Below are 26830 nucleotides of genomic sequence, written 5' to 3'. Positions count from 1 at the left end.
ATATCGATGAGGTCCACCGCCTTACGTCGATGATCGAAGGCGTTTGCGCTTTTCTTAATGTCAAAGGTATTGTATAATCAACATATCCTTAGTAAGAAACTTAGATTAAAAAAAAGGTGGGGGAGAAGACTATGCAACCACAAACGAATGAGTACTCCCAGGATATGAAGAACCGTTTAAAACGTATAGAGGGACAGATTCGTGGTGTTATTAAAATGATGGATGAAGGTAAGGATTGTAAAGATGTCATCACTCAATTGTCTGCCGCTCGTTCAGCTATAGATCGTGCAGCTGGATTTGTAGTAGCAAAAAATTTAGAAACTTGTATTCGTGTGCAACTCGATTCTGGTGAGTCAACGGATGATTTAATTCAAGAAGCAGTACAGATGCTTGTGAAAAGCAGATAAAAAGCCCGGGTGATTCCGGGCTTTATTTCAAGATAAAGTATAAAACTTGTCTAGCTCCAAAGAAAAAGCATCATCGAGTAATCTTCGAAGTTTTTGCCCCGAGTAAGGAAAGCTACATAGAGCTACTTCGCAGAAACAAGTGCTTTTCTTGTTTCGAAGGGCGCTTGCGCTTTTCTTATTCTTCTTTTTCCTCTGTAGTTGGAAATGGTTCATGCTCATCGGGTAAGTCCCTTGCATGTTCAAGATGCACATGCCCATATTCATGACTAACTGTGCCACCAGCCATTCCCTCGTTGATCATTCGGTCAACATCCACTTCTTTTTCTTCTCGAACATCTTTTTGTTTTCTAGGATGAGGCTTTGCCATCGAAAACACCTCCTTATCCCTATTGTTCACAGACTTTTCTGCCATCATGCAAGGATCCTACTCATTTTTCGTTAAGAGATATGCTGCAAAAAGAAATGGGAACCGCAATGCATTTTGTTTTAACTTCAAGGTGTTCTCTGTTTGAAATATGTGAACACCTGGCTTCGAATTTGCTTCGAATAGCCAAATTCTTCCTTCCTCATCAATACCAAGGTCAAAACCAATTTCTGCTACAGTTCCTTCTATATTCTTGTCGATGACTTTGCTCATTTGCAAAGAGACTTGAGTTAATCTTCGCTTTAACCAATCAGTTTCCTTGGCCGTAAAGATTTCCTCCAAGGAAAATACCTTTCCTCCATGTTCCACGTGTGTAGTTATACTTCCTTTGCCTGCAAATTTACAGGCAATAAGGGAAACTTCCCATTCCCCTATATCATTTTTGTTGGTATGAACTCTAAAATCGACGGGAAATCCTTTCTTTTTTTGTAATTGAACATCGGGTTGAGCTAAGTACCCCTGTGCTCCTTTCGGGAATGTACGGTCATACCAATAAGTTAGGGTCGGGTAGTAAGTAGTTTCCACTTTACCTTTATGATAGCGATCCACTTGGTAGTGATTTTTAATTCTATCTCTTTTTAATAGAATGAGACCTTTTCCTACACTTCCGTTTCTAGGTTTAATATAGATGGAAGGATGTTCCTCTATCATTGCTTTGAGTCCTTGTAGGGATGGATGGAGAATAGTTTCTGGAATATAAGGATGGCATATTGGATCCTCCATTAGCATTTCATGAATATAACCTTTGTCAAAAAAAGAGGGATTAAAAATGGTAGAATGTTTAGATATTTTTTGATAGGCATCTTTTATGAAAGGATGCTGCTCCACCTTCCTGTTTGGTAAACGGTTATAAATAACATTCGGAACAGGAAAAGATTTTTGTTTCCATTCCTCCTTTTCCCATTGAAAGCCGCGAATAGTTTTGGTTTCCCAATCTATATGTTGATAACCAAAAAGAAAGCAAGTAAATCCCATTTTTGCACCTGTTTGTAATAGTTCTTTGGCATAGGCTGTTCTTTTTGGATAGATGAGACCTTTCCAATTAAAACCAGCCATCCAAATCCCAATGAGAGGACGTAGAATTAATTTGTCTTCTGCAAAATGAAGAGGGAGTTCTTCTCCACTGTTTATATGGAGTCTTTCAAACATGTGCTGAGGTAAATGAATACTACTAGAATGGGGGTGTATAAAAAAAGAGCAAGAATAGACATCATGACCTATTTGTAATTTATTAATGTCCTTTCCTTTATGATACAGATTACTTGGAAGAGCAATTCTGTTTTTTCTACCATTATGTGAACGTACTTGGACATCAATAAATTCCATGATTTTTCCTCCTACTTTAAGCGTATTTTTACTACTATATGAGTTCCAAAATAAAAACATGAATTGCTAACTTGACGAAGGTGACAAGTTCATCCAAAATAAAAAGGATAATGAATGTAGGAAGGTAGATGTAGTATGTCCCCATTTTGGCTAATTCTTTTAATGGTTATCATCGGTGCAGTTATTGGAGGAGTAACCAATTCACTAGCAATAAAAATGTTATTCAGACCTTATCGACCAGTTTACATAGGGAAAAAACGCTTTCCTTTTACTCCTGGTCTCATTCCAAAAAGAAGAGAGGAATTAGCTGAACAATTAGGAAAAATAGTTGTCCAACACTTGTTAACACCAACAGGAATACGTAACAAATTTCAAGAACCTGAGTTTAAAAAGCAAATGGTGGTTTGGGCTCAAGATGAAATTACTCATCTTTTGAAAAGTGAGAAGACGTTGAAAGAGGTATTGCACCAACTTTCAATTGGATTAGATGAAAAAATGCTCAAGGAGAAAGCTTCCTCACTTATAGGGAAAAATATACAGGAAATTCTCTTGTCCCATTCCGATAAGACCATAAAAGAACTAATTGGAAGCGAACTCTCGGAGAAAGCGGAAACCTCCATTCAGTATGTAAGTGGTTATATTCTAAATAAAATTTCCAATTATATGAGAAGTTCTGATGGTCGCAGGATGATGGGGAATATCACGGAAAAATTTTTAGAAGGACAAGGATTTTTAGGGAATATGCTTTCCTCTTTTTTAGGAAATGACGGATTGACAGATAAACTCCAACCTGCCCTAATCGATTACTTACATTCTGAAAGTGCACAACATATGGTCTATGAATTACTTGTAAATGAATATGAAAAGCTTCTTGAAAAACCTGTAGAGGAATTGAACGAAAAAATCAGCTCTTTTCAAATTGCGGACCACTTAGGAGACGTTGTTTCCAATATGTTGCCAGTTGAAGATTGGCTGAATCGTTCTGTTAGTCAGTGGCTCGAAACTATACGTCCTTATGTTGTGGAAAAACTTGTTCCTCTTGTTGTGGAGAGTGCAGGTGATTTCCTATCCACGCGATTAGATTCCTTAATGGACCGTCTGCATCTTGCGGATATTGTGAAAAATGAAGTAGAATCTTTTTCCGTTCAACGTTTAGAGGAAATGGTGCTATCCATTTCAAAGAAAGAATTTAAAATGATCACTTATTTAGGAGCGTTACTTGGAGGAATCATAGGACTTTTGCAAGGAATTTTTGTCACACTTATGAACTAATGCCCATATTCCTATACAGAAGACTCTCACTTTGTTATAGTGGTAGGGTCAGTAAAAAATGGTTCCGACCATGAATTCCAAGGAGGAACAGTACATGTCAAAAAATACTTATGATATCGCCAATGATATGGAAAAAGCAATCCGAGAAAGTGACGAGTTCAAAAGTTTGAAACAAGCCTTTGATGCTGTAATGGGGGACGAGTCAACAAGAAGAATGTTTGATGACTTCCGTGATACACAACTTGAACTTCAACAAAAACAAATGCAAGGTTTAGAAATCACTGAAGAAGAAGTTGAAAAGGCCAGAAAAGTAGTAGAAGTTGTTCAACAAAACCCAGTGATCTCTAAACTTATGGAAGAAGAGCAACGCTTAAATGTATTAATTAATGATATTAGTACCATTATTACGAAGCCCCTTGAAGAGCTTTATGGTCAAGATCAATAGAAAAAGGGAAAGCAGACGAAGTAAGGGAATCGTCTGCTTTTTTCTTCCCAAAAGAAGGATTTTTTCAAAAAAACAAGAATTTTACAACATAGATAGACAAGGGGGGAATGGTTATGGAATTCATTCATTTAGAGAGTCGTCAGGGAGTTTCTATTCTAACTTTGAATCGACCGAAGAAGCTTAATGCTATCAATTCACAAATGTTGCTTGAATTGGATGAGGCATTAGAAATGGTGGACCAAAACGATCATAAACTTTTGATTGTGCGAGGAGCAGGGCAAGGTTTTTGTTCTGGCGGAGACATCTCAATGATGAAGGAAATCTCTGATCAACAAACTTTTAATGACATCATGGAACTTATCGAAAAGATTATCACTAAGATTTACTTGATGGATAAAATAGTAATTGCAATGATACAGGGACCTGCAGTTGGTCTGGGACTTAGTCTTGCGTTGGCGTGTGATTATGTAATCGCTCACAAAAGACATAAGCTATCCATGAATTTTATTGGAATTGGTCTTGTTCCAGATGGTGGGGGACATTTCTGGTTAAAAGAACGCCTTGGAGTGACGCAGGCATCCAAATTCATTTGGAGCGGGCAGGAATTTGAAGGAGAAGAATCTCTAACACATGGTTTAGTGGACTTAATCGTCGAAAAGGACTTGGAAAGCCTTATAGATGAAGTCGTTGCATATTGGCATAGCCGTCCACTTCAATCAGTTGTTGCAACTAAGTTAATCTATCACCGTTCCTTATATAAGGAGCTTCAAAAATACTTGGAACAAGAAAAAGAAATGCAATGGAAAATGCGACAAACTGCTGATCACCAAGAAGGTGTACAAGCCTTTTTAGAAAAAAGAAGACCCAAATTCGAAGGGAAATAAGGGTATTTCAATAGGTGATTACCTTTTGACCTATATTATTTATAAAAGGTCATCAATGGAAGGTCTAGATTACATTTTATCAAATGTTAAACAGCAAAAGGTCATCAAGATAACCCCTTGATGACCTTTTTTAAAAGATAAGCATAAAATTTGTCTAGCTCCAGCGAAAAGCTTCATCGAATAATCTTCACCCCGAGTAAGGAAAGCTACATAGAGTTATTTCGCAGAAACAAGTGCTTCTCTTGTTTCAAAGGGCGCTTGCGCTTTTCTTAAAAGATAAGAAATCATTATGGCTCGCTTCGCGGAGCCACCATCTACCATGAAAATGGATTCCTAATCAAACAAGGAGGATAAATCTTGTTCATCTTTGGGAATACCTTTAATAACAATATGACCAGGTCGAAATATACATTGGTGGATCCTGAAAAAGGATACCCTGCATAAGAAACGGGTTGTGACGGTATAGAAGTACCATCTATTGTGACTTGATCACGTATACAAAAGTTTTACAGGGTCTGTTTTCATACAAAAGTATAAAACTTTCCTATCTGCATAAGTACAACTAAGGCATTCGCTACAAAGGCTTGGCGAATGCCAAGTTTTTCTAAAAATTATCTATGGAACAGTACAAGATGTCCTTCTGGTGCTACGCAACGATGGGTGTGTTCAAGATATCCTTTTTCCTCTAATAATTGCTCCCCTTTTGTTTTGGCTTGCCTGTCATTTTCCTCTTCAAATACCTCATCTAAAAGCGATGATCCATCCTTTTCAAAAACTGTTAAGAAGTATTTTTTCACTAGTTTCTCCCCCCTTGCTTCCATATTCTTCTTTATTTTACAATATGGACTGAAAAATGAGTAATAGAATGCATGCAAATGAAAAATTTTAACAAGATTAGTATATTTGAAACTTTTTTGAAACATACCTCGTAATTTTTCATAGAAAGAAGGAGGAGTTGAATACTTTGAGTCTTGAGTTGAAAAATGTAACAAAGCGTTTTGGGAGCTTTGTAGCTGTAGATGACCTATCTTTATCCATACCGGAAAGTGAAATGTTTGGCTTTGTTGGGGCGAATGGAGCTGGAAAGACAACAACTTTTCGGATGATTTTAGGGCTTATGGATGCGACAAAAGGAAGTATTTCCTGGAACGGGCAAAGAATTGACGATAAGTTGAGTCATATTGTTGGGTATTTACCTGAGGAAAGAGGATTATATCCTAAGTTAAAGGTGAAAGATCAACTCGTATACCTAGGTCGACTTCGAGGAATGAATAAAAGCAGTATTTTAAATGAACTGGATTATTGGCTGGAACGTTTTAAGATCCCTGATTATAAAAACAAAAAAGTAGAAGAGCTTTCAAAGGGGAATCAACAAAAGATTCAGTTTATAACAGCTGTTATCCACAATCCAAAACTATTAATTTTGGATGAGCCATTCAGTGGATTGGATCCAGTAAATGTGGAGCTTTTAAAGGATGCTGTACTAGAATTAAAGGAAAATGGGACTTCTATTGTATTTTCTTCTCATCGTATGGAGCACGTTGAAGAATTATGTGAACATCTTTGTATATTACATAAGGGTAAACCGGTTGTCCATGGATCATTAAAAGATGTTAAAAGAGCCTACGGTAAGAAAACCATTAGAATTCATGCTGATTTCAATGTCGACTTTTTGAAAAATGAGAAAGGAGTCGTTCGATATTCTCCAACTGCTGAGGGTTGTGAATTACAGGTGGAGAGAGAAGAGATAGCCAAAGAATTGTATGAAATTTTAGCTGGGAAAGGATTCGTTCGAACGTTCAGCTTAGAAGAACCTTCCTTAAAAGATATTTTTATTGAAAAAGTAGGTGCTTCCTATGAGTAAGTTTTGGATTATTTTATGTCATACGTATACTAGCACATTAAAGTCAAAGGGATTTATTGCGACTACGATTATTACCATATTATTAATTATTGGGTTAACTAATTTACAATCCATTATGGATTCTTTTAGTGATGGGGAAGAAAATAATCGTAAAGTTGCCGTAATTGATGATACAGGTGCTGTATTTGATTCTTTAAGTCAACAGGTGGCGATTATGACTGAGGATGAGCTGCAAGTAGTTTCTTACTCGGAAGATTTGGAGAATGGAAAAGAAGCGGTTAATAGTGGTGAGTATGATGGCCTCCTGCATGTGACTTTAGATAATCAACAGGTACCTCAGGCAACTTATTATGCGATGCAGATTGCTGAAAATCAAGTGAGTAACCAAGTGCAACAAGCCTTGCAGCAGGTAAAAGTTAGCGTTGCAACTCAGGCAGCTGATCTTGATCCGCAAACCATCCAACAAATTTTTGCTCCTGTTTCCTTTGAAAAATCAGCTTTACAAGACAATGCAAAAACAGAAGAAGAACTTACACAAGCACGAGGATTAGTGTACATTATTCTATTCTTAATCTATTTTGCTGTTTTAATGTATGGAAATATGATTGCTATGGAAGTCGCAAAGGAAAAGGCTTCACGAGTTATGGAGATCCTTATTTCCAGTGCACCACCTGTGTTACAGATGTTTGCCAAAATATTTGGCGTAGCTCTGATTGGTTTAACACAATTCTTAGCTATTATTCTAACTGGATACTTTTCATTAAGAAACAATCAATCTGAGCTAACGGGTGGCTACTTCGAATACTTCGGTGTTCAGGACCTGGATGTTTCAATCTTTGTTTATGCTGTAGTTTTTTTCTTATTAGGATATTTACTTTATGCAACACTAGCAGCCATGCTTGGATCTTTAGTAAGTAGAATAGAGGACGCTCAGCAAATCATTACTCCTATGACATTATTGGTAGTGGCTGGGTTCATGATTTCGATGTTTGGCTTAAATATGCCTGAATCCACATTTGTAACGATTACTTCCTACATTCCATTCTTCGCGCCAATGATTATGTTCTTACGTGTCGGAATGCTTGATGTTCCGATTTGGGAAGTCGCTTTATCTATTGGAATTTTGATAGGAACTATTACATTATTTGCATGGATAGGGGCTCGAGTCTACAGAGGAGGAGTTCTTTTGTACGGTGCCTCATCCTCATTGAAGGATTTTAAACAAGCGTTGTCTTTGTCAAAGAAAGATTAACTTATTAATGGTTTTGCCGCGGTCTCTAAAGGGGGATGACCGTGTTTTTTTGGCAGATAGGAAAGTATAAAACCTTCCTATCTGCATATGTGCAACTAAGGCATTCGCTACAAAGGTTTGGCGAATGCCAAGTTTTCTTACAAGAAAGTATAAAATTTGTCTAGCTCCAGCGCCCTATCGACTAGAGTCGGTTCCCTCCTCTCCATCGATAAGTCAACATCGATGAAGGAGGTTCGGTTAAAAACGCGACATCCGATTACTCGGCCCACCGAAAACATTTGTCGCAACACCGAACTGACTCGCAGGATGCGAGCCCTCGTGAACCGTGTTTCCTTTGGGCCTACACGATGTAGGTCACCACACGATGGGACGGTTTTAGCCGACGATCCTTAATATCGACGAGGTCCACCGCCTTACGTCGATGATCACAAGAAATGCTTCTAAGAATTTTCTTCGCAGCAACAAGTGATTTTCTTGTTTCGAAGGGCGCTTACGCTTTTCTTATTAATTTGATGATGGAGCTAGGGGTGAGCATAGAAGATAAATTCTGAGCTTAATGAATCTGAATTGAGCTTAGAGAGTTCACATAGAGCATTGATTTATAAAAGCAGCGCTTAATCTCTTCTATTTTGAGCATAGGTATATCAGATTCCGAGCATTTGATGATGATTCTGAACATAAAGGAAATACTCTGAGCTATAGGGGGCAATCTTGAGCATTTTCCCTGAAAAACTAAGCATAAAATTACAAATTTTGAGCATAGGGATATCCAAACCCGAGCATAAAGGGTTAATTCTGAGCATAAGGGATAAGCTTTGAGCATAAAGGACTCAAACTGAGCAAAGACACTCTCCCACAATCAATACATAAATCTTTTTGTAAGAAACTGTACGGAATGAGCGACTATTATTATGAACACGCAAATTGGATACTGAGGTTTTGATCAAAGCCTGTTTAAATGACCCTTATCAAGAGATTTGAATTATATGTACTTGCAAAGTGGTTCTATAGAAGATGCTTATGATTTAACGCAAGAAGTATATATAAAAGTTGTAAAGCATGCGAGTCTTTTCAAGGGAACTCTCAACCACAGACTTGGTTATTCTTTATTGCCAGAAATGTTTTTCATACACATCTTCGCAAAAAATACCGTTTAAAAAAATTACTCGTTAAGATGAGAGGGCAGACGGTATTGAAAGAAGAAGAATCAGAACACGGAATACCAGAAAAGAGTGAAGTCTTTATGGTTTTAGACCAATGTTCACATGAAGATCGTCAGTTAATCATGTTTAAACACTATTTTGGGTTTTCTTATCAGGAAATCTTCGACTTAAAGATGATCACAAGCTAACAAAGAGTGTCGAACTCACATCATCTTCAGCGCAAAAATGATAAAAAGTCATTAAAGAGCGTCGAACCGCCAACAACTTCGACGCAAAACAAAAAATATGTGAGCAAAACTGCAGAAAGACCCCCCTAGGCAACTCAACAATTGCCCAGGGGGGTCTTACACTCCTACCAAACAAATAAAAAATTAATCATCTTCCTTACTCGTATTTTCAGCTCCATATTGCATATTCGTTGTCTGATGTAAGTGTTCCTTACCAAATTCCTCATTTTGACCACGATTTTTTAAACCTTTCACACTTGCTGCACTAACGGCACGTTGACTTGGGTTTTTTGTACGTTTTGGCATTCCAATCACCTCCTAATCTTTAGGATGACCATAAGAAAAAACAATATAATCCGAACGTGCATTCGTAAGAAAAGTTTGGTAAAATGAAAGGGAAGTTACGAAGAGGAGAGAGGGATCTTTATGGAAAAGATTCGTTTTATACATTGTGCTGATTTACATCTAGGATCACCTTTTAAAGGGATGACCAACATTCCTAAGGGATTATTAAAAGATATACGCGAAAGTACATATAAAGCTTTTGAAACATTAACTAACATTGCTATGGAGGAAAAAGTGGATTTCCTATTAATTTCTGGGGATGTTTTTGATGAGGATGCACGGAGTCTCACCTCGCAAATTCGCTTTCGAAAGGAATGTCAAAAGCTTCACGCAAAGGGAATTGAAGTGTTTGTGCAACACGGGAACCATGATCACCTGTCTGGTGATTATTTTCCTGTTGATTATCCTCCTAACGTAAAGATTTTTGAAACAGAAAACGTAACTACAAAGCCCTTTTTCAAAAATAATCTTCATGTAGCATCCATACATGGATTTAGCTATGAAAGAAGATCATTATATGATAACAAAGCGCTCGAATTTAATAAAGAATTCAACGAAGCTTTTCAAATTGCTATGCTTCATGGAAGTTTGGCTACCAATACCGATCATGATGTGTATGCTCCTTTTCAAAAAATGGATTTGCTTCAGCAGGGGTTTGATTACTGGGCTTTAGGCCATATTCACAAGCAACAAATATTGAACGAGGATCCACCCATTGTTTATCCAGGTAATATCCAAGGAAGACATCGAAAAGAGCAAGGAGAAAAGGGAGCTTTTCTAGTGGAGCTCTCCAAAAATCATCCTCCTGTTATGAATCAAATTTTTGTACAAGATATTCTTTTTGAGACACTGGAATACAATCTGAATCAATACTCGACTTTAGAGGAATGGATGGATTTTTTTCATAAAGAAAAAGAAGAATTGAAACGAGATCATGGAAAAATGGTTATTTCCCTGAAACTTATAGGAGATGGTCAGTTAGAAAAGAGATTAAAGGATCCCCATGCTAGAATGGAATTTTTGGATCTATTAAATGATGGAGAAGACCAAGATGATCTATGGATTTGGGTCGATCAGTTCCAAATGGAATTTCGACAAGAGTGGGATCGCGAGGAGTTAGCCCATCATTCTCATTTCATTGGGGAGTTAATCAGAATGAATAATGAAGAGCCCCCTTCTCAAGATCTATTATCCCCCATTACAAAACATTCCATTGGCCGTAAGTACATCCAAGAAATCACTGATGAGGACTGGCGCGAATTGATAAGAGAAGCAGAATTTGAACTTTTAGAAGCTTTATTGGAGGAGTAAAGATGCAAATTGAAAAAATAGAAATTTATAATTTTGCGAAATGGCAGAACTTCACTCTATCCATAAAATCTCATGGAATTACGGTAATTCAAGGTAAAAATGAATCGGGAAAAAGTTCTTTGCGAAAATTTCTCCTGTATCTGTTTTTTGGACTACCTCCTAAGCAAAGAGAATTTTTTCGGCCGAAAAAGGGGGGTCCTATTGGTGGGCGAGCCTGGATCGATCATCCCAATTATGGAAGTTTTATCTTAGAAAGGATAGATGGACAATGGAATAACGAGGCGAGATGCCTTTTCTCTGATGGAGAAGTAAAAGATGAATCGTGGTTAAGAAAAATATATGGCGGATTAGATCGAAGAATGGTTGATGCTATTTATTCTTTTGATGTCCATGATCTCCAAGATATTGAACAAATGGATGAAGGAAAACTTGGGGACTTGTTATTTGGTTTGGGAATGAGTGGTACTAAAAAGATTAATGAATTAGAAAGAAGAATCCAAGCGCAAAGAGAACAATTATTTAAAGAAAGAGGAAAGAAACCGGAAATTAATGATCTTCTCAACGAATTAAAGGAAAGTGGAGCACAACTCCACCAGCTAAAACAGCAAGAAAAGAAATATGTAGACAGTCATGAAAAACTTCAGGAACTTTCCAAGGAAATCACCAATTTAACAAAGGAAAAGAAAAATATTTCTTTTCAAATCGAGGATTTAGACCGAAAAATCCAAGCAGCTCCCTTTTTACAGGAATATCTGGAGATTAAAGAAAAATTAAGTAACATGGATGAATATATTTCCTTTCCTAGCAACGGGATCGCTAGACATCAATCGTTGAAAGAACAAATTCGCCCACTCCTAAGTGAAAAAGAGTCTATTGAGTACAGAATGGAAGAAAAAGAATCTGAACTTCAAACCTTAACACCAAAAGACAAAACAGAAGGTGAGCAAAAAGAAGTTCAAAGACTTTATAAGGGAATCCAGGAATATCAATTTAAGAGCTCAGAATTCAAACAAAAACAAAAAGATTTGGAATCTATTCAAAACAAAATTATAGAGCAGCAAAGGGAAATGGGGGTAAAAGTAGAGGAAGACATTCAGCAAATGGATTTACCCTTTTACAAAGAAGAATATTGGTTGCAGCTTTATTTAGATGATCGGAAGTATAAGGAAGAACAAGAAAAGCTGATTCAAAAAGAAAGACAACTGTCAGAAAATATTCAAACACTAGAGAATTCTCTTCAGACATTACCCAAGAAAAAAGTAGATTCAAATGAATGGGAAGACTGGAAAAAGGCACTTCAGAATATTCAACAGCTAGAGTGGAAGAAAGATTTTGAAAGAAAACAGGGAAATGAAATGAGAAAATGGCAAGAAAGACAGAGAAAAATATTCTTGGGTTTTGGATTCATAGCCACTCTATTATTCTCTGTTGTAAGTTGGTTTTCCCAGCAACCACTTTACTTGATAGTAGCAGGTCTTTTTTTAATCAGTACGATTTACATGTTAATGACTTCTAAAAAAGAAAATTTCCAAAGTGGTAATAAAAACACAATTACAAATGAACATCTTCAAGAGGAGAAACAACTCCAAAAAAATATTTTAGAGCAAGAGAAGATTTTCCAAGAAGAAAAAGAATTGATGAGACTATTAAATGAACGCAAAAAAGAGAAGAGAAATGTTTCTCTAGAAATACAACGGATTGATACCCTACTGAACGAAGTAATGGAAAACCAGAGAAAAGAAATAGAGCAATACCCTTTTCTATCAGACATTCAACTATCTTTGTGGTCTAGTGTATTTAAACATTTAAAGAAAGTAAAAGAGCAAGTGATAGAAAGGGAATCGTTAACTCGCAAAATCGTAGAATTACAAGAGGAATTGAAGAGGTTTGAAAATGACATAGAAAGATCTATTTTAGACGGGGAAACTTTTGAAGAAAAACGACTATCCCTAGAAAAGGAATATAAAAACTTGTCCTACGCCAAGGAACGTATCCAAAACCTCAAACAAGATTTAGTGGATCTTAATCGTCAGCAAACAGAGGTCATGAGAAAGTTGGCCCCATTGTTGCGTGAAGAAAGGGCATTTTTTGAACAGGCAAAAGTGGAGGGGGAAGAGGCTTACTATCTAAAGGCAGAAGAAGTAAGGGAAAAGCAAAGCTTAGAACAAGAGGAGAAAAAAGTCCAAAATCGTATTCATTCTGTCATACCATCACGTGAAAAACAAGAAGAAGTCTTACGGGAACAATTAGATATTTTTGGTTGGCAAGGGCAGTCAAAGGCTTTACAAGAACTGGGGAAAGAACTGGAGGAACAACTCGACAAGAAAAAAGAGGATATCGCTAAAGAAAAAGCTCTTATACAACATCTCGAAAATTCTACAGAAGTGGCTATCCAACAGGAAAAAATGCAACTAGAAAAAGATCGTCTACAAGTACTTGTTAAAGAATGGGTTAAGCTAACTATTCAAGAGGATATGCTTCAACGCGCCAAGAGAAAATTTAAAGAAGAACGTTTACCAGATTTGCTGATTGTCACATCGGAGCTTTTTTCTGAGCTAACAGATGGAACCTATGAGAATGTCTATGCTCCTGTTAATGTTTCTAATCGCTTTATGGTTCAACGATATGACCATGTTCCATTTGCTGTTGAGGAGTTATCCCAAGGAACAAAGGAACAATTATATATAGCTTTAAGGTTTGCTCTTTGCTTAACTTCAAATCAGGGAGTCAGGTTTCCGTTTTTTTTGGACGATGCTTTTGTACACTTTGATGAGGACCGCCGCCAAAATCTATTTCAGGCCTTAGCTAAACTAAGCGATTATCACCAGATTTTGATGTTTACAGCGAATCAATATGACTTTGAAGGGAAACACAGCACCATTCCTGTTTTAAGATTAGATGATCCTAAAATTATAAAAAAAAGTCTATAAAATCTATGAAATCTCGCGAATTGCTTTGAATCATGATAAAATTGTTTTTGCAAAAAGGTCTAACAAACGGAGGTTTCTATTTTGGCTGAAGAAAAAGCTACTAAAGAATGGAATGAGTATGAGCAAACGATTGAAAAGTTTATCCAAGTGATCGCAAAGAATATGTCCTTATATGGAATTACATCCTCAGTAGGTCGCTTATATGGAGTCCTTTACTTTTCTGAAAAGCCATTAACACTAGATGAAATGAGTCAAGCATTACAAATGAGTAAGACAAGTATGTCGACAGGTGTACGCTCGTTATCAGAATTAAGAATGGTTGAAACTGCCTATAAAAAGGGAATAAGGAAGGATTTATATCATTCTGAAGAAGATTGGTATAAATCGTTTACATCTTTGTTTGGGAATCGATGGAGAGGTTTTACGGAGACAAACATTGATGAGGCGGAGGAAACCATTGAGAGCTTACATGATCTTCTTAAGGTGACAACAGATGAACATCTCAAAGAGAAGATTACCAATGATCTAGAAAAGCTTGAGTATGCAAAAAATTATTATAAGTGGCTCATGAAATTTATCCAAGTTGTGGAGTCAGGAGAAATTTTTAAGCTTATTCCAAGGGATTAGGCATAAGGGAGGGGAATTGAAATGAGGGGAATTAGTAACTATCAAATTGGAGAAGCCTTTGATGGCTTCTTGTTAGTAAAGTCTGTAACAAAGGGGACGGCAAGTAATGGGAAGCCCTTCCTAACATTGATCCTAAAGGATGCATCAGGTGAAATGGAGGCAAAACTATGGGACTCAACCAAAGAGGATGAAGAACATTTTCAGCCACCAGAAATTATAAAAGTGAGTGGAGAAATCAATCAGTTTCGTGGGAAGCCACAATTAAAAATTCAACAAATTCGATTGAGTAGTCCAATGGACGGTGTTCAACTTTCGGACTTTCTAGAAAAGGCTCCTGTCGAGCAAAGTCAGTTAATGGACCGCATAACCGAAGTGATTTTTGAGATGAAAAATGCAAATCTCCAAAGAATTTGCCGCTATTTTATAAAAAAATATAATGATGATTTTTTTGTTTTCCCTGCAGCCACTAAAAATCATCATGAATATGTTTCGGGGTTAGCCCATCATGTGGTCAGTATGCTTAATTTAGCTAAAAGCCTGGCTCAATTATATCCTTCCCTTAACCTTGACTTGCTTTATGCCGGAGTTCTTCTTCATGACCTTGGCAAATTAAAGGAACTTTCTGGTGTTGCAGCACCTTCTTACACATTGGAGGGCAAATTACTAGGGCATATCTCTATCATGAGTGATGAAATCACACTTGCGGCACAAGAGTTGGAAATTGAAGGTGAAGATGTATTGCTACTGAAACATATGATTCTTTCTCATCATGGAAAAAACGAATGGGGAAGTCCTAAGACTCCGATGATTAGAGAAGCTGAAATTCTGCACATGATTGATTTGATCGATGCAAAAATGAATATGTTAGATCGAGCTCTTGAGAAAGTTGCTCCAGGTGAATTTACTGACCGCTTATTTGCTATGGATAATCGTAGCTTTTATAAACCATTATCACAAGGTATGGTGAAAATTGAATAGGAGAATTTTTTATGAAATGGAAAGACTGGGACTTTAATTTAAAACTACGATTGTACGGTGAAGGTGTAATGAACATTTTGTTCTGGTCCTTCTTTCCGTTTATGACGATCTTTTTTTCGGATACCTTTGGTAAAAAAGAAGCAAGTATATTATTGATTATATCGCAATTTTTCTCTGTAATTGCCAATCTTGTAGGGGGGTACTGTGCTGACCGATATGGTCGAAAAAAAATGATGGTATTATCTGTGATGGGGCAAAGTATATCTTTTGTCCTTTTTGCAGCGGCAAATTCTCCGTGGTGGAATTCTCCTCTTGCAACCTTCATTGCTTTTAGCCTATTAAGTATTTGTGGATCGTTTTATTGGCCAGCTTCCCATGCTATGGTTGCTGATGTGGTAGATGAGAAAAACCGAACACAGGTGTTTGCCGTTTTTTATACTGCAATTAATATCGCAGTTGTTGTTGGCCCTATTATTGGGGGACTTGTGTTCTTCCAATATCGATTCCAAATGCTTCTTGCTGGAGTCATAATAAGTGCTATTTTAGCTTTTGTTCTATCCCGATATCTAAGGGAAACAGCTCCTTTACAAGCAAAAAAGGAGACGAAAAAAAGATCCTGGTATTCAGCTATTTGGGATGAAATACAGGATTATAAAATTATTGTAAATGATAAGATGTTTCTACTATTTATTCTTGCTGGTATATTGATTGCTCAAACCTTTATGCAATTAGACCTCATTATTTCCGTTTATATGAAGGATAGTGTTGGTCAGCAAACTCTATTGCGAATTTTTGATTGGAAATGGGAAGTAAAAGGGGCACAAGCTTTTTCACTTGTCCTGGCTACCAATGGACTCCTTGTAGCTCTATTTACGGTTTATATAACGAAGGTTATGAGTAAATATAAAGAATCAAGAGCGTTCATCCTATCTAGCTGTTTATACGCGATTGCTATATCCCTGTTTGGTTTCTTTACGAATGTATGGGTGTTACTGATTCTTATTTCAATCTTCACACTGGCAGAGCTTATGGTGGCAGGGGTCCAGGAAAGTTTTATTTCTAAGCTTGCCCCTGATCACATGAGAGGCCGATACTTCTCTGCTGCTAGTCTGCGATTTACTATTGGGAGACTACTAGCCCCAATTAGTTTAGCCTTTTCAGATTGGTTCTCTTATCAGGTAGTGTTCATCTTATTGGGTGTTCTTGCATTAAGTGGGGCATTTCTTTACAGTATTCTGTTCCATAGGCTAGAAAAAGTCCAACCCACATCAACAACATAAGACATAGTTCTAAAATGGGACAAGGGTTCATACAATAGAAAAAAAGCGTGAGGTGACCCTTTATGTTTACTAGTGTCCCATTGTGGGTGTTGTTGATTTTCTTAATGATTCTTTTCAGTGGATATATGGCGTTGAGAGCTATGAGAGATGATTACAAAGATGAAATGCAGGTAATTGAAAAAGAAGGCCAAGTGTATATGGATAGAATAAAAAAAGATCGACATAAAAAAACAAGCTAACAAAAAGCAGTGCCAACAAGCACTGCTTTTTGTTACAAGATAAGAAAGTATAAAATTTGTCTAGCTCCAGCAAAAAAGCTTCCTCGAGTAATCTTCGAAGTTTTTGCCTTGAGTAAGGAAAGCTACATAGAGCTACTTCGCAGAAACAAGTGCTTTTCTTGTTTCGAAGGGCGCTTGCGCTTTTCTTATTCTTCATTAAACAGATTTTCAAATTCATCAATTTTGATGTCTACATTCGAATCGTTGATGAGTTGGTCAATTTTCGCTTTCGCTTCTTCCGCATTAATTTGGAGGTTAATAAGTTTGCTTTTTATGTCATCTTTTATTTCGTCAAGTGGAGGTACTTCTTCTTTGACCTCGCGTTTATCAGTTACTTTAATGATATGCCAGCCAAATTGAGACTGTACAGGTTCGCTAATTTCATTTATATCTAGGCTATAAGCTGTTTCTTCAAATATAGGGACCATTCGATCTACGCCAAAATAACCAAGGTCACCACCGGATTCAGCAGAAGGGTCTGTGGAGTATTCTTTAGCCAATTCAGCAAAGTCGTCTCCGTTTTTAGCTTTCTCATAAATCTCTTGAGCTAACTCTTCATCTGCCACTAAAATATGGCTTGCCTGTATTTCTTGCTTCATGTTGTTGTAATAATTCTCGATGTCTTCATCCGTAATTTCTATACCTTCAGTCGCTGCTTTTTCCTGCAACAAACCAAATTTCACATCCTTACGGAAATCATTTTCATTTTTATAATTATTTTGCTGCAAGGCCGCTTCAAATTGATCACCAAATTCATCTTTTAGACGTTGGACTTCAGCATCAACTTCTTGATCAACCGAACCATAAGTTTCCTCAAGAACCTTTGTTATAACCATCTCATGAAGTAGAGCCTCACCATATCGATCCTTAAGTTCTTGGTAAAATTCCTCTTCTGTAATATTCCCTTTTGAAGTTTCCACCACTAACTCCTCTTCATCTTTTTGAACTTCGTTTTCAGTACATGCAACAAGGGAAGCCAAAGATAAAACAACTACCCCTGAAATTAATAATTTTTTAAACACTTTGTCCACTCCTATATGTTGGATTTTACATTTGCTTGTCCTTTTCTCCTTAAAATAATATACCATATCTTAATAAAAAATAAATAGGGTGATTATACATCAATTTGAAGTTTCACTTTATCTCGCCTGAACGGGCAGCCAACCGTCAAGCTTCACCAACAAGAATGAAAAATTTAATGTTTTATTTCATGGGAGTAATACCCCCAACTCAAGCCTTAAGTGATACGAAAAGAGTAGGTGAGGGATAAATGCCTGTAAATGTCCAAACGGTTAAGGGCAGGGCCTTTGGGTCATACCCTTGGATGCTAACAATCAGTGGGGGACGGCAACTAATTGAAGTTTCACCTTATTTTGGGCAAAGAGCCCATTCATTCTTCATGCATCTGCATAAGATACAGTAGCCTACAAATAAGGAGGGATTTTCATGAGCCACGGTTACACTGGGGGCTTTGCTTTAATCGTCGTATTGTTCATTCTGTTAATAATCGTAGGTGCCGCTTGGTTCTAAATCTTGCATCTACCTAAAAAAACTCCGGTTTATTTATTACCGGAGTTTTTGTCTTACACTGTACCAAATCTTACCTCAACATAAAAAGACAGGAGAAGGATCGTAATCAAAATATTGATTGTCCTAAATACAAAAGGTTGTTTTTCCTGAGACATTTCCGTACGAAGGACAAGATTATGGGTCAATGAATTAAAAAGAAACAAGATAAATAAAGCATAGGGAATAAAGAAAAAAAGCATAAATGAACCTCCTTTTGCAAATACAGTAATAACTGTACCAAAAATTCATTAGCTTGAACAGAAATATCATAAAATACAAGAAAGATGCTATTCATATTTTTAAATTGTTGGACTGGAATGGCATAAGAAAAACCCACTTCAAGTAGAAGTAGGTTTAAAAAGAATTATTACGGTTTTATTAGAATATCATAACCTTCTTTTGCTTCTTCAATTATACAACGTTTAGGTGCTTTGAAGAACTGGTGCATATATATAAAGTCAGTAAAAGAAAGTGCTATATTACAAGAGGCTAATAACATAAGATACGGCATATAACCAACGAATATATTCGCCATAATTAAAAGTGGTAATGTTAATAAAATACTAGGTCCTAATGCGAGAAAAATGGAAGAAAATTTTGATAAAGGTGAATCAAGTTTATAACAAAGCCTCGGAATCAAAGGATTTTTACATTTAAACTTAACGTGTATTTTTTTGTATAGTATGACAGCCAGAAGTATATGGGTCAGCCTATGCATAAAAGGTAGTAAGATTACAAATCCCACAAAAAAGTATATTCCATTTTCATGAATTTCTATTACTCCATGATACATTGAAAAAGGTACATATAAAACTAAAAAAGATATTAGTCCTAGAATAATAGACATCAGATGAACACGTGATGATCCATAATCATGGCTGATGTTTACTGATTTCCAGCAATTCATTGTAAATCCCCCTATTAGGTCACAAAATTGGGTCATGGGATTGTTTAAAAAGGTAAACAATCTCTTTAATTCCACTCACTACTATTTTTTGCATAATAGCGCTAATTGTGAGTAGGCAAAAGATCATTTAAAGATCTTATACCATGGAATCATACGATTTTTACCAAGAGAAATCAATACTTTTTTTTATTTTTTTGCTAGGAAATATGACAATATTATTGCACAGTAAAACAAAGGAAAAGAAAAAAAAGAACGAAAGCCTTTTCAAAATTTTAGAAAAGAAATTCGTTCTCTATAGTTTATAATTTTAGGATCACGAGTCTTGTTGTTTAGTTGGTAATCTGGTCTTTTTTAAAATGCCATGCTCATCATAAAAATCTTTGTCGATGTTCTCCATACTTCTTTGGAATATTTCCATGTAATCTTTCCCGTAAATTTGGCGAACAATAGCTACTAGTTCTGACAACTCGGGATACTTTCCGTATAGTTCTTTTAAAGGCAAGGCACCTTGAAAGGAACTATGTTCAGTGGGTACATAGTTTTCTAATGTCTCCAGAAGAAGATCTTCACCAGCCTGGGTAAGCTCGATGTAAGTATTTCGCTTGTCATTCTCTTTCTTTGAAAAAGTGAGTAAGCCTCTTTCTTCTAACTTTTTGGAGAAGTTAAAAGCTGTCGAAACGTGCATAACTCCAAACTTTGAAACTTCAGACACACTGGCGCCTTTTAAATGAAAGGCAATCCATAAAATATGATGTTCGTTGATGTTTAAATTATAAGGTTTGATCCACTGTTGCCAATCTTTCTCTACAGCCTTCCATAACGCTTTACTCAACTGAACCGTTTTGTGACCGTAAAGAATGGCTTCTCTTACAGACTCACGATCCGTCATAATTCCACCAACTTCAAATAATAATAGATTACTTGTTATCTATTATTATGACAATAAAATACTTAAGAATAAAGAATAGATTTTATAGTTTTTAAATGTTCACAAAATGTTCACATTTTTCAGAGGGTGAATTAGCCTTTTTTAGCAATTCCTTTGAAAACTTTCTCTAATGAATCGTGGAATTCAATCATGTCTTGGATTTTTTCAATAAAGTGCCCAAAGTCTTGGTCACCCTTTACTTGAGAAGTTTCTATGTGATGTTTTATTTTAGATAATGCTTCTTTTTGACGGATAGTTAACTCGAGCCAACGTTGAGTATAATTGGACATAAACTTCTTGTATAGAGCTTCATCAGCTTTATAATAATCCTTTCTTTCCCCTTTTTTCCAAACGCGTTCCACAAGCTTCTGGTCTAGTAATGTACGAATTCCAGTACTCATAGATGTTTTGCTTTTCCCCAATGCTTCGCTCATTTCATCTAAGGTCATTGGTTCGCCATATAAATATAGAGTGGCGAATAACCGAGCTTCGGAAGGAGTAAGGTCGAACATTTCTATCGTTTTCGTAAACTCGTTAATGATATCCTCTTGAATTCGAAGAGCAATCGTTTTGTTCGATATCGTCATGAAGAGACCTCCTTCATCATGTACTAATATTTACCGTACATTAAAAATATAAAAAATGGAAATGGACGATCTATGTAAAAATTGGAGCATATTTAAGGAAAAAGGAGCAAGTTACATGTTTATATTGTACAGTTTTATCTGTATGAATTATATCAACTTATTTAAAAGAATATACAGTTTGTGCGAAATTAGTAGTAGAGTTATAGTTAAAGAGGCTTTTAGCGAGTGAATACTTTTGGCATTTTTATAGATTGAATGAAAAATTGAGGTGAACTTATATGCCGATTATTGAAGTGAAAGGCTTATCCAAAGTCTTTGGAAAGAACCCAAAGAATGCCTTGAAACTTATGGAAGAAGGGATGAAGAAAGAAGAGATTTTCAAAAAAACTGGTAACACAGTTGGCGTCAATCAAGCTTCTTTTGAAGTAGAAGAAGGAGAAACATTTGTTATCATGGGTCTTTCAGGAAGTGGAAAATCCACATTGGTCCGTTTAATTAATCGACTTATCGAGCCAACGGTCGGTGATGTTTTTATTGATGGAAGTAACTTGGCTAGAATGGATAAAAAAGATTTACGTCAAGTTAGACGTGAAAAGTTAAGTATGGTATTCCAAAGATTTGCTTTATTCCCTCATCGTACCATTTTAGAAAATGCGGAATATGGCTTGGAAGTCCAAGGAATGAACAAAGAGGACCGCCGCAAAAAAGCAATTGAAGCTCTAGATTTAGTTGGGTTAGGTGCAAACATTGATCAATATCCATCTGAACTGTCTGGTGGGATGCAGCAACGTGTCGGATTGGCGAGAGCTCTTGCCAATGATCCTGAAGTGCTGTTAATGGATGAGGCTTTTTCTGCACTTGATCCTTTAATCCGGAAGGAAATGCAAGATGAACTTCTTGATCTTCAAGAGAGAATGAAGAAGACTATCATTTTTATCACTCATGACTTAGATGAAGCTCTAAGAATTGGTGATAGGATTGCACTCATGAAAGATGGTTCGATTGTTCAAATAGGTACTCCAGAAGAAATATTGGTGAACCCTGCCAATGATTATGTAGAAAGATTCGTGGAAGACGTTGATCGATCTAAGATTTTAAATGCTGAAAACATTATGAAGCGTCCTGAGACTATAACGATTGAAAAGGATGGACCACGCGTAGCTCTTGAAAGAATGAAAGAAGAAGGGATTTCTAGTATCTACGTGGTAGACAAGCAAAGAAATTTGAAAGGTTATGTTACTGCAGACAAGGCATCAGAGGCTGTGAAGAATAATGTGAAGGATCTTACCGAAATTCTTGAGTCTGACGTGCCAACTGTAGATCCTGAAACCTCTATGCATGATATATTTGATATTATTTATAATTCCCATGTTCCTGTTGCAGTTCTTAAAGATGGGAGATTAAAAGGAATTATCGTTCGTGGAGCTGTGATTGCAGCTTTGGCAGGACAAAGTGAGGTGCGATTAGACCATGTTTGATTTTGTCGATAAATGGCCTCAAATACCAGTAGCGAATTGGATTAAAAATTTTACAGATTGGTTACAGGAAGCTCTAGCCGTCCCATTTGAATTTATTCGTGAAGATTTTGGGGATTTCCTTGAAAAAACAGTCACTGAAAATTTAGTTGAGATTTCTGCTGTCCCAATTATTCTGATTGTTGCCATATTAGCATTCTTTGTTTCTGGCAAAAAATTCGGTTTAGCAACATTTTCAATTATTGGACTACTTTTCATATACAATCAAGGACTTTGGACAGAACTAGTTGAAACCTTTGTTCTTGTTTTAACCGCTAGTATCATTTCGATCATTATTGGTATTCCATTGGGGATCTTAATGTCAAAAAGTAATATTTTCGAGAAAATTATGACTCCTATATTGGATTTTATGCAAACTATGCCGGCCTTTGTTTATTTGATCCCAGCAGTTGCATTCTTCAGTATTGGTATGGTTCCAGGGGTGTTCGCATCCTTAATATTTGCAACACCACCAACTATCAGGTTAACTAACCTAGCTATAAGGCAGGTACCGGATGAGCTTGTTGAAGCATCTGAATCTTTCGGAAGTACGGGTTTTCAAAAGCTTATAAAGGTTGAATTTCCACTCGCTACGAAAACAATTATGGCAGGGGTTAACCAAACAGTTATGCTATCCCTTTCAATGGTTGTTATTGCATCCATGATTGGTGCACCTGGACTAGGGAAGATCGTTCAAACGGCCTTATCTCGAAATCAGGTAGGTCTAGGGTTTGTAGCAGGTTTTGGAATTGTTATTTTGGCCATTATAATGGACCGTTTTACTCAATACCTGAATAAGCAAAAAGGTCAATAATGTGAACAATCCACTAAATAGTGGATTGAAATAAATATTAAATAAAGGGGAGAATTAATCATGTTTAAACTAACATGGAAACACTTAGGAATGGCACTAGTGCTTGCACTAGTACTTATCGTTTCTGCATGTGGTTCTGATGAAGAAAATGAACCAGCAAACAATGCAAATAACACAGAAGAAAATGGCGGAAATGATACTTCTGCTAATAATAATGCAGGAAATACAGGTGATGATGCTGCTGCTACTTATGGTGAAGAAATGGATTATGTCATTACAGGTATTGAGCCGGGAGCTGGTGTAGTTAAGGCAGCTGAACAAGCAACACAAGATTATGAAAATCTTGCAGGATGGAGTGTACAAACTTCTTCAAGTGGTACAATGGCTACTTTATTAACGGAGGCCATTGAGAACGAGGAGCCTATTATAGTAACTGGATGGACTCCACACTGGAAATTTGCTAAATATGACCTTCATTACTTAGAAGATCCACAAGGTGTATTTGGGGAAGCTGAACAAATTAACACAATGGTTCGCCAAGGTTTAGAGGAAGAAGAACCTGAAGCTTACCAAATCCTAGATCAGTTCAATTGGACTGCGGCTGATATGGAATCCGTTATGCTTGAAATTACCAATGGTGCTAGTGAAGAAGAAGCTGCACGTAACTGGATTGAAGCAAACTCAGACAAAATAGCTGAATGGCTAGATGGCGTGGACAAAGTGGATGGAAACGAAATAGAGTTAGTTTATGTGCTATGGGATTCTGAAATCGCGTCTACAAATGTTATCGCTGAAGTAATGCGTGATCATGGATTCGAAGTAGACATTAAGTCTGTTGAGAATGCAGCTATGTGGGAAGCAGTTGCTCAAGGCGGTGCAGATGGAATGGTAGCTGCGTGGCTTCCAGGAACACATGGTGACCTATATGAGCAATTTAAAGATGAGCTTGTAGATCTTGGACCAAACCTTGAAGGTGCTAAGATTGGTCTAGTTGCTCCAGACTACATGGAAATTGATTCTATTGAAGACTTACAACCAGCTGAATAAGTTAGTTGAGAAGAGAGATGGCGAACACGCCATCTCTCTTTTTTTAAATACATAGAAAATCATAAAACTTTCCTATCTAGATAAGCGAATGTGTTTATGGTAGTGGTGGGGAGAGGTGACTCGTTGGGTTCGGGCAGACTCTCTATTGACTTGTTTTACCGGTTGAGGAAGCAAATCTGGTAAATAGAACGATTCTATTGACTTATCTGGTAAATAGAACGATTCTATTGACTTGTTTTACAGATCAAGGAAGCAAACGTGGTAAATAGAACGATTCTATTGACTTGTTTTACAGATCAAGGAAGCAAACGTGGTAAATAGAACGATTCTATTGACTTGTTTTACCGGTCGAAGAAGCAACCCCGGTAAATAGAACGGTTCTATTAACTTGTTTTACCGGTCGAGGAAGCAAACCCGGTGAATAGAACGGTTCTATTGACTTGTTTTACCGGTTGAAGAAGCAAACCTAGTGAATAGAACGGTTCTATTGACTTGTTTTACCGGTTGAAGAAGCAAACCTAGTAAATAGAACGGTTCTATTGACTTGTTTTACCGGTGGAGGAAGCAAACCTAGTAAATAGAACGATTCTATTGACTTGTTTTACCGGTGGAGGAAGCAAACCTAGTAAATAGAACGGTTCTATTGACTTGTTTTACCGGTTGAGGAAGCAAACCTAGTGAATAGAACGATTCTATTGACTTGCTTTACCGGTCGAAGAAGTAAACCCGGTAAATAGAGCGATTCTATTGACTTGTTTTACAGATCAAGGAAGCAAACCCGGTAAATAGAGCGGTTTTATTTACTTGTTTTACCGGTCGAAGAAGCAACCCTGGTAAATAGAACGGTTCTATTGACTTGTTTTACCGGTCGAGGAAGCAACCCCGGTAAATAGAACGGTTCTATCGACTTGTTTTACCGGTTGAAGAAGCAAACCTAGTGAATAGAACGTTTCTATTGACTTGTTTTACCGGTGGAGGAAGCAAACCTAGTGAATAGAACGTTTCTATTGACTTGTTTTACCGGTTGAAGAAGCAAACCTGGTAAATAGAACGATTCTATTGACTTGTTTTACAGCTCAAGGAAGCAACCCCGGTAAATAGAACGGTTCTATTGACTTGTTTTACTGGTCGAAGAAGCAAACGTGGTAAATAGAACGGTTCTATTGACTTGTTTTACCGGTGGAGGAAGCAACCCCGGTAAATAGAACGGTTCTATCGACTTGTTTTACCGGTTGAAGAAGCAAACCTAGTGAATAGAACGTTTCTATTGACTTGTTTTACCGGTGGAGGAAGCAAACCTAGTGAATAGAACGTTTCTATTGACTTGTTTTACCGGTTGAAGAAGCAAACCTGGTAAATAGAACGATTCTATTGACTTGTTTTACAGCTCAAGGAAGCAACCCCGGTAAATAGAACGGTTCTATTGACTTGTTTTACTGGTCGAAGAAGCAAACGTGGTAAATAGAACGGTTCTATTGACTTGTTTTACCGGTGGAGGAAGCAACCCCGGGAAATAGAACGGTTCTATCGACTTGTTTTACCGGTTTAAGAAGCAAACCTCGTGAATAGAACGGTTCTATTGACTTGTTTTACAGAGAAGAAGGCAAACCTGGTAAATAGAAACAAACATAAATTTGTGTGTGAACACGAATTAATAAAGAAATAGGAAATCACCAAAAAAGAGATGACCATTTTAACTGGCCATCTCTTTTTTACTATATCTGTTCTTCACTCTTCGTTTGTTTCTCCAGTTCCTTCAAGCTTTCCTCGATTTCTTTTAAATGTTTCTCGATATTCCGTTGATGAGGCTCAATTGTGCTTTTCCAGCCTTCAATGGATGATCTAACATCAGACGAGAGATCTTTAAGTAGTACTACCCCTTCCTTTGAGGTCTTCAATACTTGATCTTTTATTTGCACACCTTCCTCTAAAAGAACATCCAACTTATTTCTGTAGTATTCCGTTTGGTTTTTGGCTTTTGCGCGAAGCTCTCTTCCTGATGAGGGAGCTGTAAGTAATACAGTTGCAGCACTAACTGCACCTCCAATTAAAAAGCCTGCCAATAATGATTTTCCCTTACTCATTGACATTACCCCCTTCTTTACCCTCATTATACTTGTTTTGAGTTTATTTGTTTAGTCTTATTCATATTCTATAGTACAGTTTTTCAACAAAAAATAATTAAAACATCGTTTTCTTTCTTTGATTAATGATTAGAGGTTTAAATAGGATAGTTATTCTATTATTCAAATAATTTATCCCGCATGAGCTGGCATTAATATCCCCACCTCAAGTCTTAAGTGAAACGAAGACTAGGTGGGGTATTACTCCCATGAAAATAAAAAATTAAATTTTTCATCCTTATTGGTGAAGCTTGCTTCTTGGTGAGCTGCCTGTAAATGTCCCATTGGTTCAAGGGTCTTTAGGTCTATACCCTTGAGTGCTAATAAT

The 26830-nt window shown here is 36.8% G+C and carries 27 protein-coding genes; 17 read left to right on the top strand and 10 right to left on the bottom strand.

The genetic code is table 11. The features are described from left to right. The first annotated feature begins 131 nt into the window (after positions 1-131). Positions 132-407, top strand: a complete 276-nt coding sequence (locus RZN25_10545; GenBank protein MEQ6377260.1) for a metal-sensitive transcriptional regulator — start codon at positions 132-134, stop codon at positions 405-407. 175 nt (positions 408-582) lie between these two features. Here RZN25_10545 and RZN25_10540 read toward each other — a convergent pair whose 3' ends face one another. Together RZN25_10540 and RZN25_10535 are read right to left on the bottom strand one after the other, a co-directional pair. Continuing rightward, positions 583-774: a hypothetical protein gene (locus RZN25_10540; GenBank protein ID MEQ6377259.1), complete on the bottom strand. Its 192-nt coding sequence runs from the start codon at positions 772-774 to the stop codon at positions 583-585. 57 nt (positions 775-831) lie between these two features. Then, the gene (locus tag RZN25_10535) at positions 832-2157 is read right to left on the bottom strand and encodes a YheC/YheD family protein (GenBank protein MEQ6377258.1); all 1326 of its coding nucleotides are present in this window, start codon (positions 2155-2157) and stop codon (positions 832-834) included. Positions 2158-2292: 135 nt separating this feature from the next. Here RZN25_10535 and RZN25_10530 point away from each other — a divergent pair, with 135 nt between their 5' ends. The 3 genes from RZN25_10530 to RZN25_10520 all read left to right on the top strand — a co-directional run bounded on the left by RZN25_10530 (position 2293) and on the right by RZN25_10520 (position 4758). Beyond that, positions 2293-3429 (top strand): DUF445 family protein, encoded by a 1137-nt coding sequence (locus RZN25_10530; GenBank protein ID MEQ6377257.1) that lies wholly within the window; start codon positions 2293-2295, stop codon positions 3427-3429. Positions 3430-3523: 94 nt separating this feature from the next. Continuing rightward, on the top strand, positions 3524-3874 hold the full coding sequence (locus tag RZN25_10525; GenBank protein MEQ6377256.1) for a YlbF family regulator: 351 nt from the start codon (positions 3524-3526) through the stop codon (positions 3872-3874). A gap of 113 nt (positions 3875-3987) precedes the next feature. Then, complete coding sequence (locus RZN25_10520; protein ID MEQ6377255.1) at positions 3988-4758, top strand: enoyl-CoA hydratase; 771 nt, start codon at positions 3988-3990, stop codon at positions 4756-4758. Between the two features lie 611 nt (positions 4759-5369). On the opposite strand, the gene RZN25_10515 is transcribed toward RZN25_10520, so the two are convergent. Then, positions 5370-5555, bottom strand: a complete 186-nt coding sequence (locus tag RZN25_10515) for a YhzD family protein (protein MEQ6377254.1) — start codon at positions 5553-5555, stop codon at positions 5370-5372. Positions 5556-5722: 167 nt separating this feature from the next. Between RZN25_10515 and RZN25_10510 the strand changes: the two genes are divergently transcribed. The 3 genes from RZN25_10510 (at position 5723) to RZN25_10500 (ending at position 9225) form a co-directional block, all read left to right on the top strand. Beyond that, positions 5723-6622, top strand: coding sequence for an ABC transporter ATP-binding protein (locus RZN25_10510; protein ID MEQ6377253.1), 900 nt, complete (start codon positions 5723-5725; stop codon positions 6620-6622). After that, positions 6615-7874: an ABC transporter permease gene (locus tag RZN25_10505; protein MEQ6377252.1), complete on the top strand. Its 1260-nt coding sequence runs from the start codon at positions 6615-6617 to the stop codon at positions 7872-7874. The genes RZN25_10510 and RZN25_10505 overlap by 8 nt, the downstream gene beginning before the upstream one ends. Before the next feature lie 1192 nt (positions 7875-9066). Then, the gene (locus RZN25_10500; protein ID MEQ6377251.1) at positions 9067-9225 is read left to right on the top strand and encodes a hypothetical protein; all 159 of its coding nucleotides are present in this window, start codon (positions 9067-9069) and stop codon (positions 9223-9225) included. Positions 9226-9408: 183 nt separating this feature from the next. On the opposite strand, the gene RZN25_10495 is transcribed toward RZN25_10500, so the two are convergent. Next, positions 9409-9570, bottom strand: coding sequence for a YuzL family protein (locus RZN25_10495; GenBank protein MEQ6377250.1), 162 nt, complete (start codon positions 9568-9570; stop codon positions 9409-9411). Between the two features lie 120 nt (positions 9571-9690). Between RZN25_10495 and RZN25_10490 the strand changes: the two genes are divergently transcribed. The 6 genes from RZN25_10490 (at position 9691) to RZN25_10465 (ending at position 16974) form a co-directional block, all read left to right on the top strand. Next, a complete protein-coding gene (locus tag RZN25_10490) occupies positions 9691-10920 on the top strand; it encodes a DNA repair exonuclease (GenBank protein MEQ6377249.1) in 1230 nt (409 codons plus the stop codon). A 2-nt stretch (positions 10921-10922) separates the two neighbouring features. Beyond that, positions 10923-13850 (top strand): AAA family ATPase, encoded by a 2928-nt coding sequence (locus RZN25_10485; GenBank protein ID MEQ6377248.1) that lies wholly within the window; start codon positions 10923-10925, stop codon positions 13848-13850. Between the two features lie 81 nt (positions 13851-13931). Next, complete coding sequence (locus RZN25_10480) at positions 13932-14477, top strand: GbsR/MarR family transcriptional regulator (GenBank protein ID MEQ6377247.1); 546 nt, start codon at positions 13932-13934, stop codon at positions 14475-14477. A 21-nt stretch (positions 14478-14498) separates the two neighbouring features. Next, positions 14499-15455, top strand: coding sequence for a 3'-5' exoribonuclease YhaM (gene yhaM, locus RZN25_10475; GenBank protein ID MEQ6377246.1), 957 nt, complete (start codon positions 14499-14501; stop codon positions 15453-15455). 11 nt (positions 15456-15466) lie between these two features. Further along, entirely contained in the window at positions 15467-16735 is a 1269-nt protein-coding gene (locus tag RZN25_10470) for an MFS transporter (protein ID MEQ6377245.1), read from the top strand. A gap of 62 nt (positions 16736-16797) precedes the next feature. Next, positions 16798-16974 (top strand): sporulation YhaL family protein, encoded by a 177-nt coding sequence (locus tag RZN25_10465; GenBank protein ID MEQ6377244.1) that lies wholly within the window; start codon positions 16798-16800, stop codon positions 16972-16974. A 185-nt stretch (positions 16975-17159) separates the two neighbouring features. Here RZN25_10465 and RZN25_10460 read toward each other — a convergent pair whose 3' ends face one another. Then, the gene (locus tag RZN25_10460; protein MEQ6377243.1) at positions 17160-18035 is read right to left on the bottom strand and encodes a peptidylprolyl isomerase; all 876 of its coding nucleotides are present in this window, start codon (positions 18033-18035) and stop codon (positions 17160-17162) included. Positions 18036-18459: 424 nt separating this feature from the next. On the opposite strand from RZN25_10460, the gene RZN25_10455 reads away from it, so the two are divergent. Next, positions 18460-18543 carry a YjcZ family sporulation protein gene (locus RZN25_10455; protein MEQ6377242.1) on the top strand — a complete coding sequence of 28 codons (84 nt, stop codon included), beginning with the start codon at positions 18460-18462 and terminating at the stop codon, positions 18541-18543. 53 nt (positions 18544-18596) lie between these two features. Here RZN25_10455 and RZN25_10450 read toward each other — a convergent pair whose 3' ends face one another. From RZN25_10450 to RZN25_10435, 4 genes are all read right to left on the bottom strand, one after another. Further along, the gene (locus RZN25_10450) at positions 18597-18782 is read right to left on the bottom strand and encodes a hypothetical protein (protein ID MEQ6377241.1); all 186 of its coding nucleotides are present in this window, start codon (positions 18780-18782) and stop codon (positions 18597-18599) included. Between the two features lie 167 nt (positions 18783-18949). Then, the gene (locus RZN25_10445; protein ID MEQ6377240.1) at positions 18950-19489 is read right to left on the bottom strand and encodes a DUF3267 domain-containing protein; all 540 of its coding nucleotides are present in this window, start codon (positions 19487-19489) and stop codon (positions 18950-18952) included. Between the two features lie 313 nt (positions 19490-19802). Continuing rightward, positions 19803-20378: an HTH-type transcriptional regulator Hpr gene (locus RZN25_10440; GenBank protein MEQ6377239.1), complete on the bottom strand. Its 576-nt coding sequence runs from the start codon at positions 20376-20378 to the stop codon at positions 19803-19805. Between the two features lie 131 nt (positions 20379-20509). Continuing rightward, complete coding sequence (locus RZN25_10435) at positions 20510-21004, bottom strand: MarR family transcriptional regulator (GenBank protein MEQ6377238.1); 495 nt, start codon at positions 21002-21004, stop codon at positions 20510-20512. A gap of 278 nt (positions 21005-21282) precedes the next feature. On the opposite strand from RZN25_10435, the gene RZN25_10430 reads away from it, so the two are divergent. The 3 genes from RZN25_10430 to RZN25_10420 are packed head-to-tail and all read left to right on the top strand — an operon-like array spanning position 21283 to position 24379. Further along, a complete protein-coding gene (locus RZN25_10430; protein ID MEQ6377237.1) occupies positions 21283-22482 on the top strand; it encodes a glycine betaine/L-proline ABC transporter ATP-binding protein in 1200 nt (399 codons plus the stop codon). Beyond that, positions 22475-23332, top strand: coding sequence for an ABC transporter permease subunit (locus RZN25_10425; GenBank protein MEQ6377236.1), 858 nt, complete (start codon positions 22475-22477; stop codon positions 23330-23332). The genes RZN25_10430 and RZN25_10425 overlap by 8 nt, the downstream gene beginning before the upstream one ends. A 60-nt stretch (positions 23333-23392) precedes the next feature. Next, positions 23393-24379, top strand: coding sequence for a glycine betaine ABC transporter substrate-binding protein (locus RZN25_10420; GenBank protein ID MEQ6377235.1), 987 nt, complete (start codon positions 23393-23395; stop codon positions 24377-24379). 1715 nt (positions 24380-26094) lie between these two features. Here the strand turns inward: RZN25_10420 and RZN25_10415 are convergent. Then, on the bottom strand, positions 26095-26463 hold the full coding sequence (locus tag RZN25_10415) for a YtxH domain-containing protein (protein ID MEQ6377234.1): 369 nt from the start codon (positions 26461-26463) through the stop codon (positions 26095-26097). Positions 26464-26830 lie beyond the last annotated feature (367 nt).

This window comes from Bacillaceae bacterium S4-13-56, assembly GCA_040191315.1.
Taxonomy (GTDB): Bacteria; Bacillota; Bacilli; order Bacillales; family JAWJLM01; genus JAWJLM01.
This window is presented reverse-complemented; position numbering and strand designations above follow the sequence as displayed.

Excerpts from the sequence above, each read along its gene's own strand:
- RZN25_10485 (MEQ6377248.1), top strand. The coding sequence starts at position 10,923 with ATGCAAATTGAAAAAATAGAAATTTATAATTTTGCGAAATGGCAGAAC.
- RZN25_10505 (MEQ6377252.1), top strand. The coding sequence starts at position 6,615 with ATGAGTAAGTTTTGGATTATTTTATGTCATACGTATACTAGCACATTA.
- RZN25_10530 (MEQ6377257.1), top strand. The coding sequence starts at position 2,293 with ATGTCCCCATTTTGGCTAATTCTTTTAATGGTTATCATCGGTGCAGTT.
- RZN25_10430 (MEQ6377237.1), top strand. The coding sequence starts at position 21,283 with ATGCCGATTATTGAAGTGAAAGGCTTATCCAAAGTCTTTGGAAAGAAC.
- RZN25_10445 (MEQ6377240.1), bottom strand. The coding sequence starts at position 19,489 with ATGAATTGCTGGAAATCAGTAAACATCAGCCATGATTATGGATCATCA.
- RZN25_10425 (MEQ6377236.1), top strand. The coding sequence starts at position 22,475 with ATGTTTGATTTTGTCGATAAATGGCCTCAAATACCAGTAGCGAATTGG.
- RZN25_10545 (MEQ6377260.1), top strand. The coding sequence starts at position 132 with ATGCAACCACAAACGAATGAGTACTCCCAGGATATGAAGAACCGTTTA.
- RZN25_10470 (MEQ6377245.1), top strand. The coding sequence starts at position 15,467 with ATGAAATGGAAAGACTGGGACTTTAATTTAAAACTACGATTGTACGGT.
- RZN25_10490 (MEQ6377249.1), top strand. The coding sequence starts at position 9,691 with ATGGAAAAGATTCGTTTTATACATTGTGCTGATTTACATCTAGGATCA.
- RZN25_10435 (MEQ6377238.1), bottom strand. The coding sequence starts at position 21,004 with ATGACGATATCGAACAAAACGATTGCTCTTCGAATTCAAGAGGATATC.
- RZN25_10420 (MEQ6377235.1), top strand. The coding sequence starts at position 23,393 with ATGTTTAAACTAACATGGAAACACTTAGGAATGGCACTAGTGCTTGCA.
- RZN25_10455 (MEQ6377242.1), top strand. The coding sequence starts at position 18,460 with ATGAGCCACGGTTACACTGGGGGCTTTGCTTTAATCGTCGTATTGTTC.
- RZN25_10535 (MEQ6377258.1), bottom strand. The coding sequence starts at position 2,157 with ATGGAATTTATTGATGTCCAAGTACGTTCACATAATGGTAGAAAAAAC.
- RZN25_10465 (MEQ6377244.1), top strand. The coding sequence starts at position 16,798 with ATGTTTACTAGTGTCCCATTGTGGGTGTTGTTGATTTTCTTAATGATT.
- RZN25_10520 (MEQ6377255.1), top strand. The coding sequence starts at position 3,988 with ATGGAATTCATTCATTTAGAGAGTCGTCAGGGAGTTTCTATTCTAACT.
- RZN25_10525 (MEQ6377256.1), top strand. The coding sequence starts at position 3,524 with ATGTCAAAAAATACTTATGATATCGCCAATGATATGGAAAAAGCAATC.
- yhaM (MEQ6377246.1), top strand. The coding sequence starts at position 14,499 with ATGAGGGGAATTAGTAACTATCAAATTGGAGAAGCCTTTGATGGCTTC.
- RZN25_10495 (MEQ6377250.1), bottom strand. The coding sequence starts at position 9,570 with ATGCCAAAACGTACAAAAAACCCAAGTCAACGTGCCGTTAGTGCAGCA.
- RZN25_10540 (MEQ6377259.1), bottom strand. The coding sequence starts at position 774 with ATGGCAAAGCCTCATCCTAGAAAACAAAAAGATGTTCGAGAAGAAAAA.
- RZN25_10450 (MEQ6377241.1), bottom strand. The coding sequence starts at position 18,782 with ATGCTTTTTTTCTTTATTCCCTATGCTTTATTTATCTTGTTTCTTTTT.
- RZN25_10440 (MEQ6377239.1), bottom strand. The coding sequence starts at position 20,378 with ATGACGGATCGTGAGTCTGTAAGAGAAGCCATTCTTTACGGTCACAAA.
- RZN25_10415 (MEQ6377234.1), bottom strand. The coding sequence starts at position 26,463 with ATGAGTAAGGGAAAATCATTATTGGCAGGCTTTTTAATTGGAGGTGCA.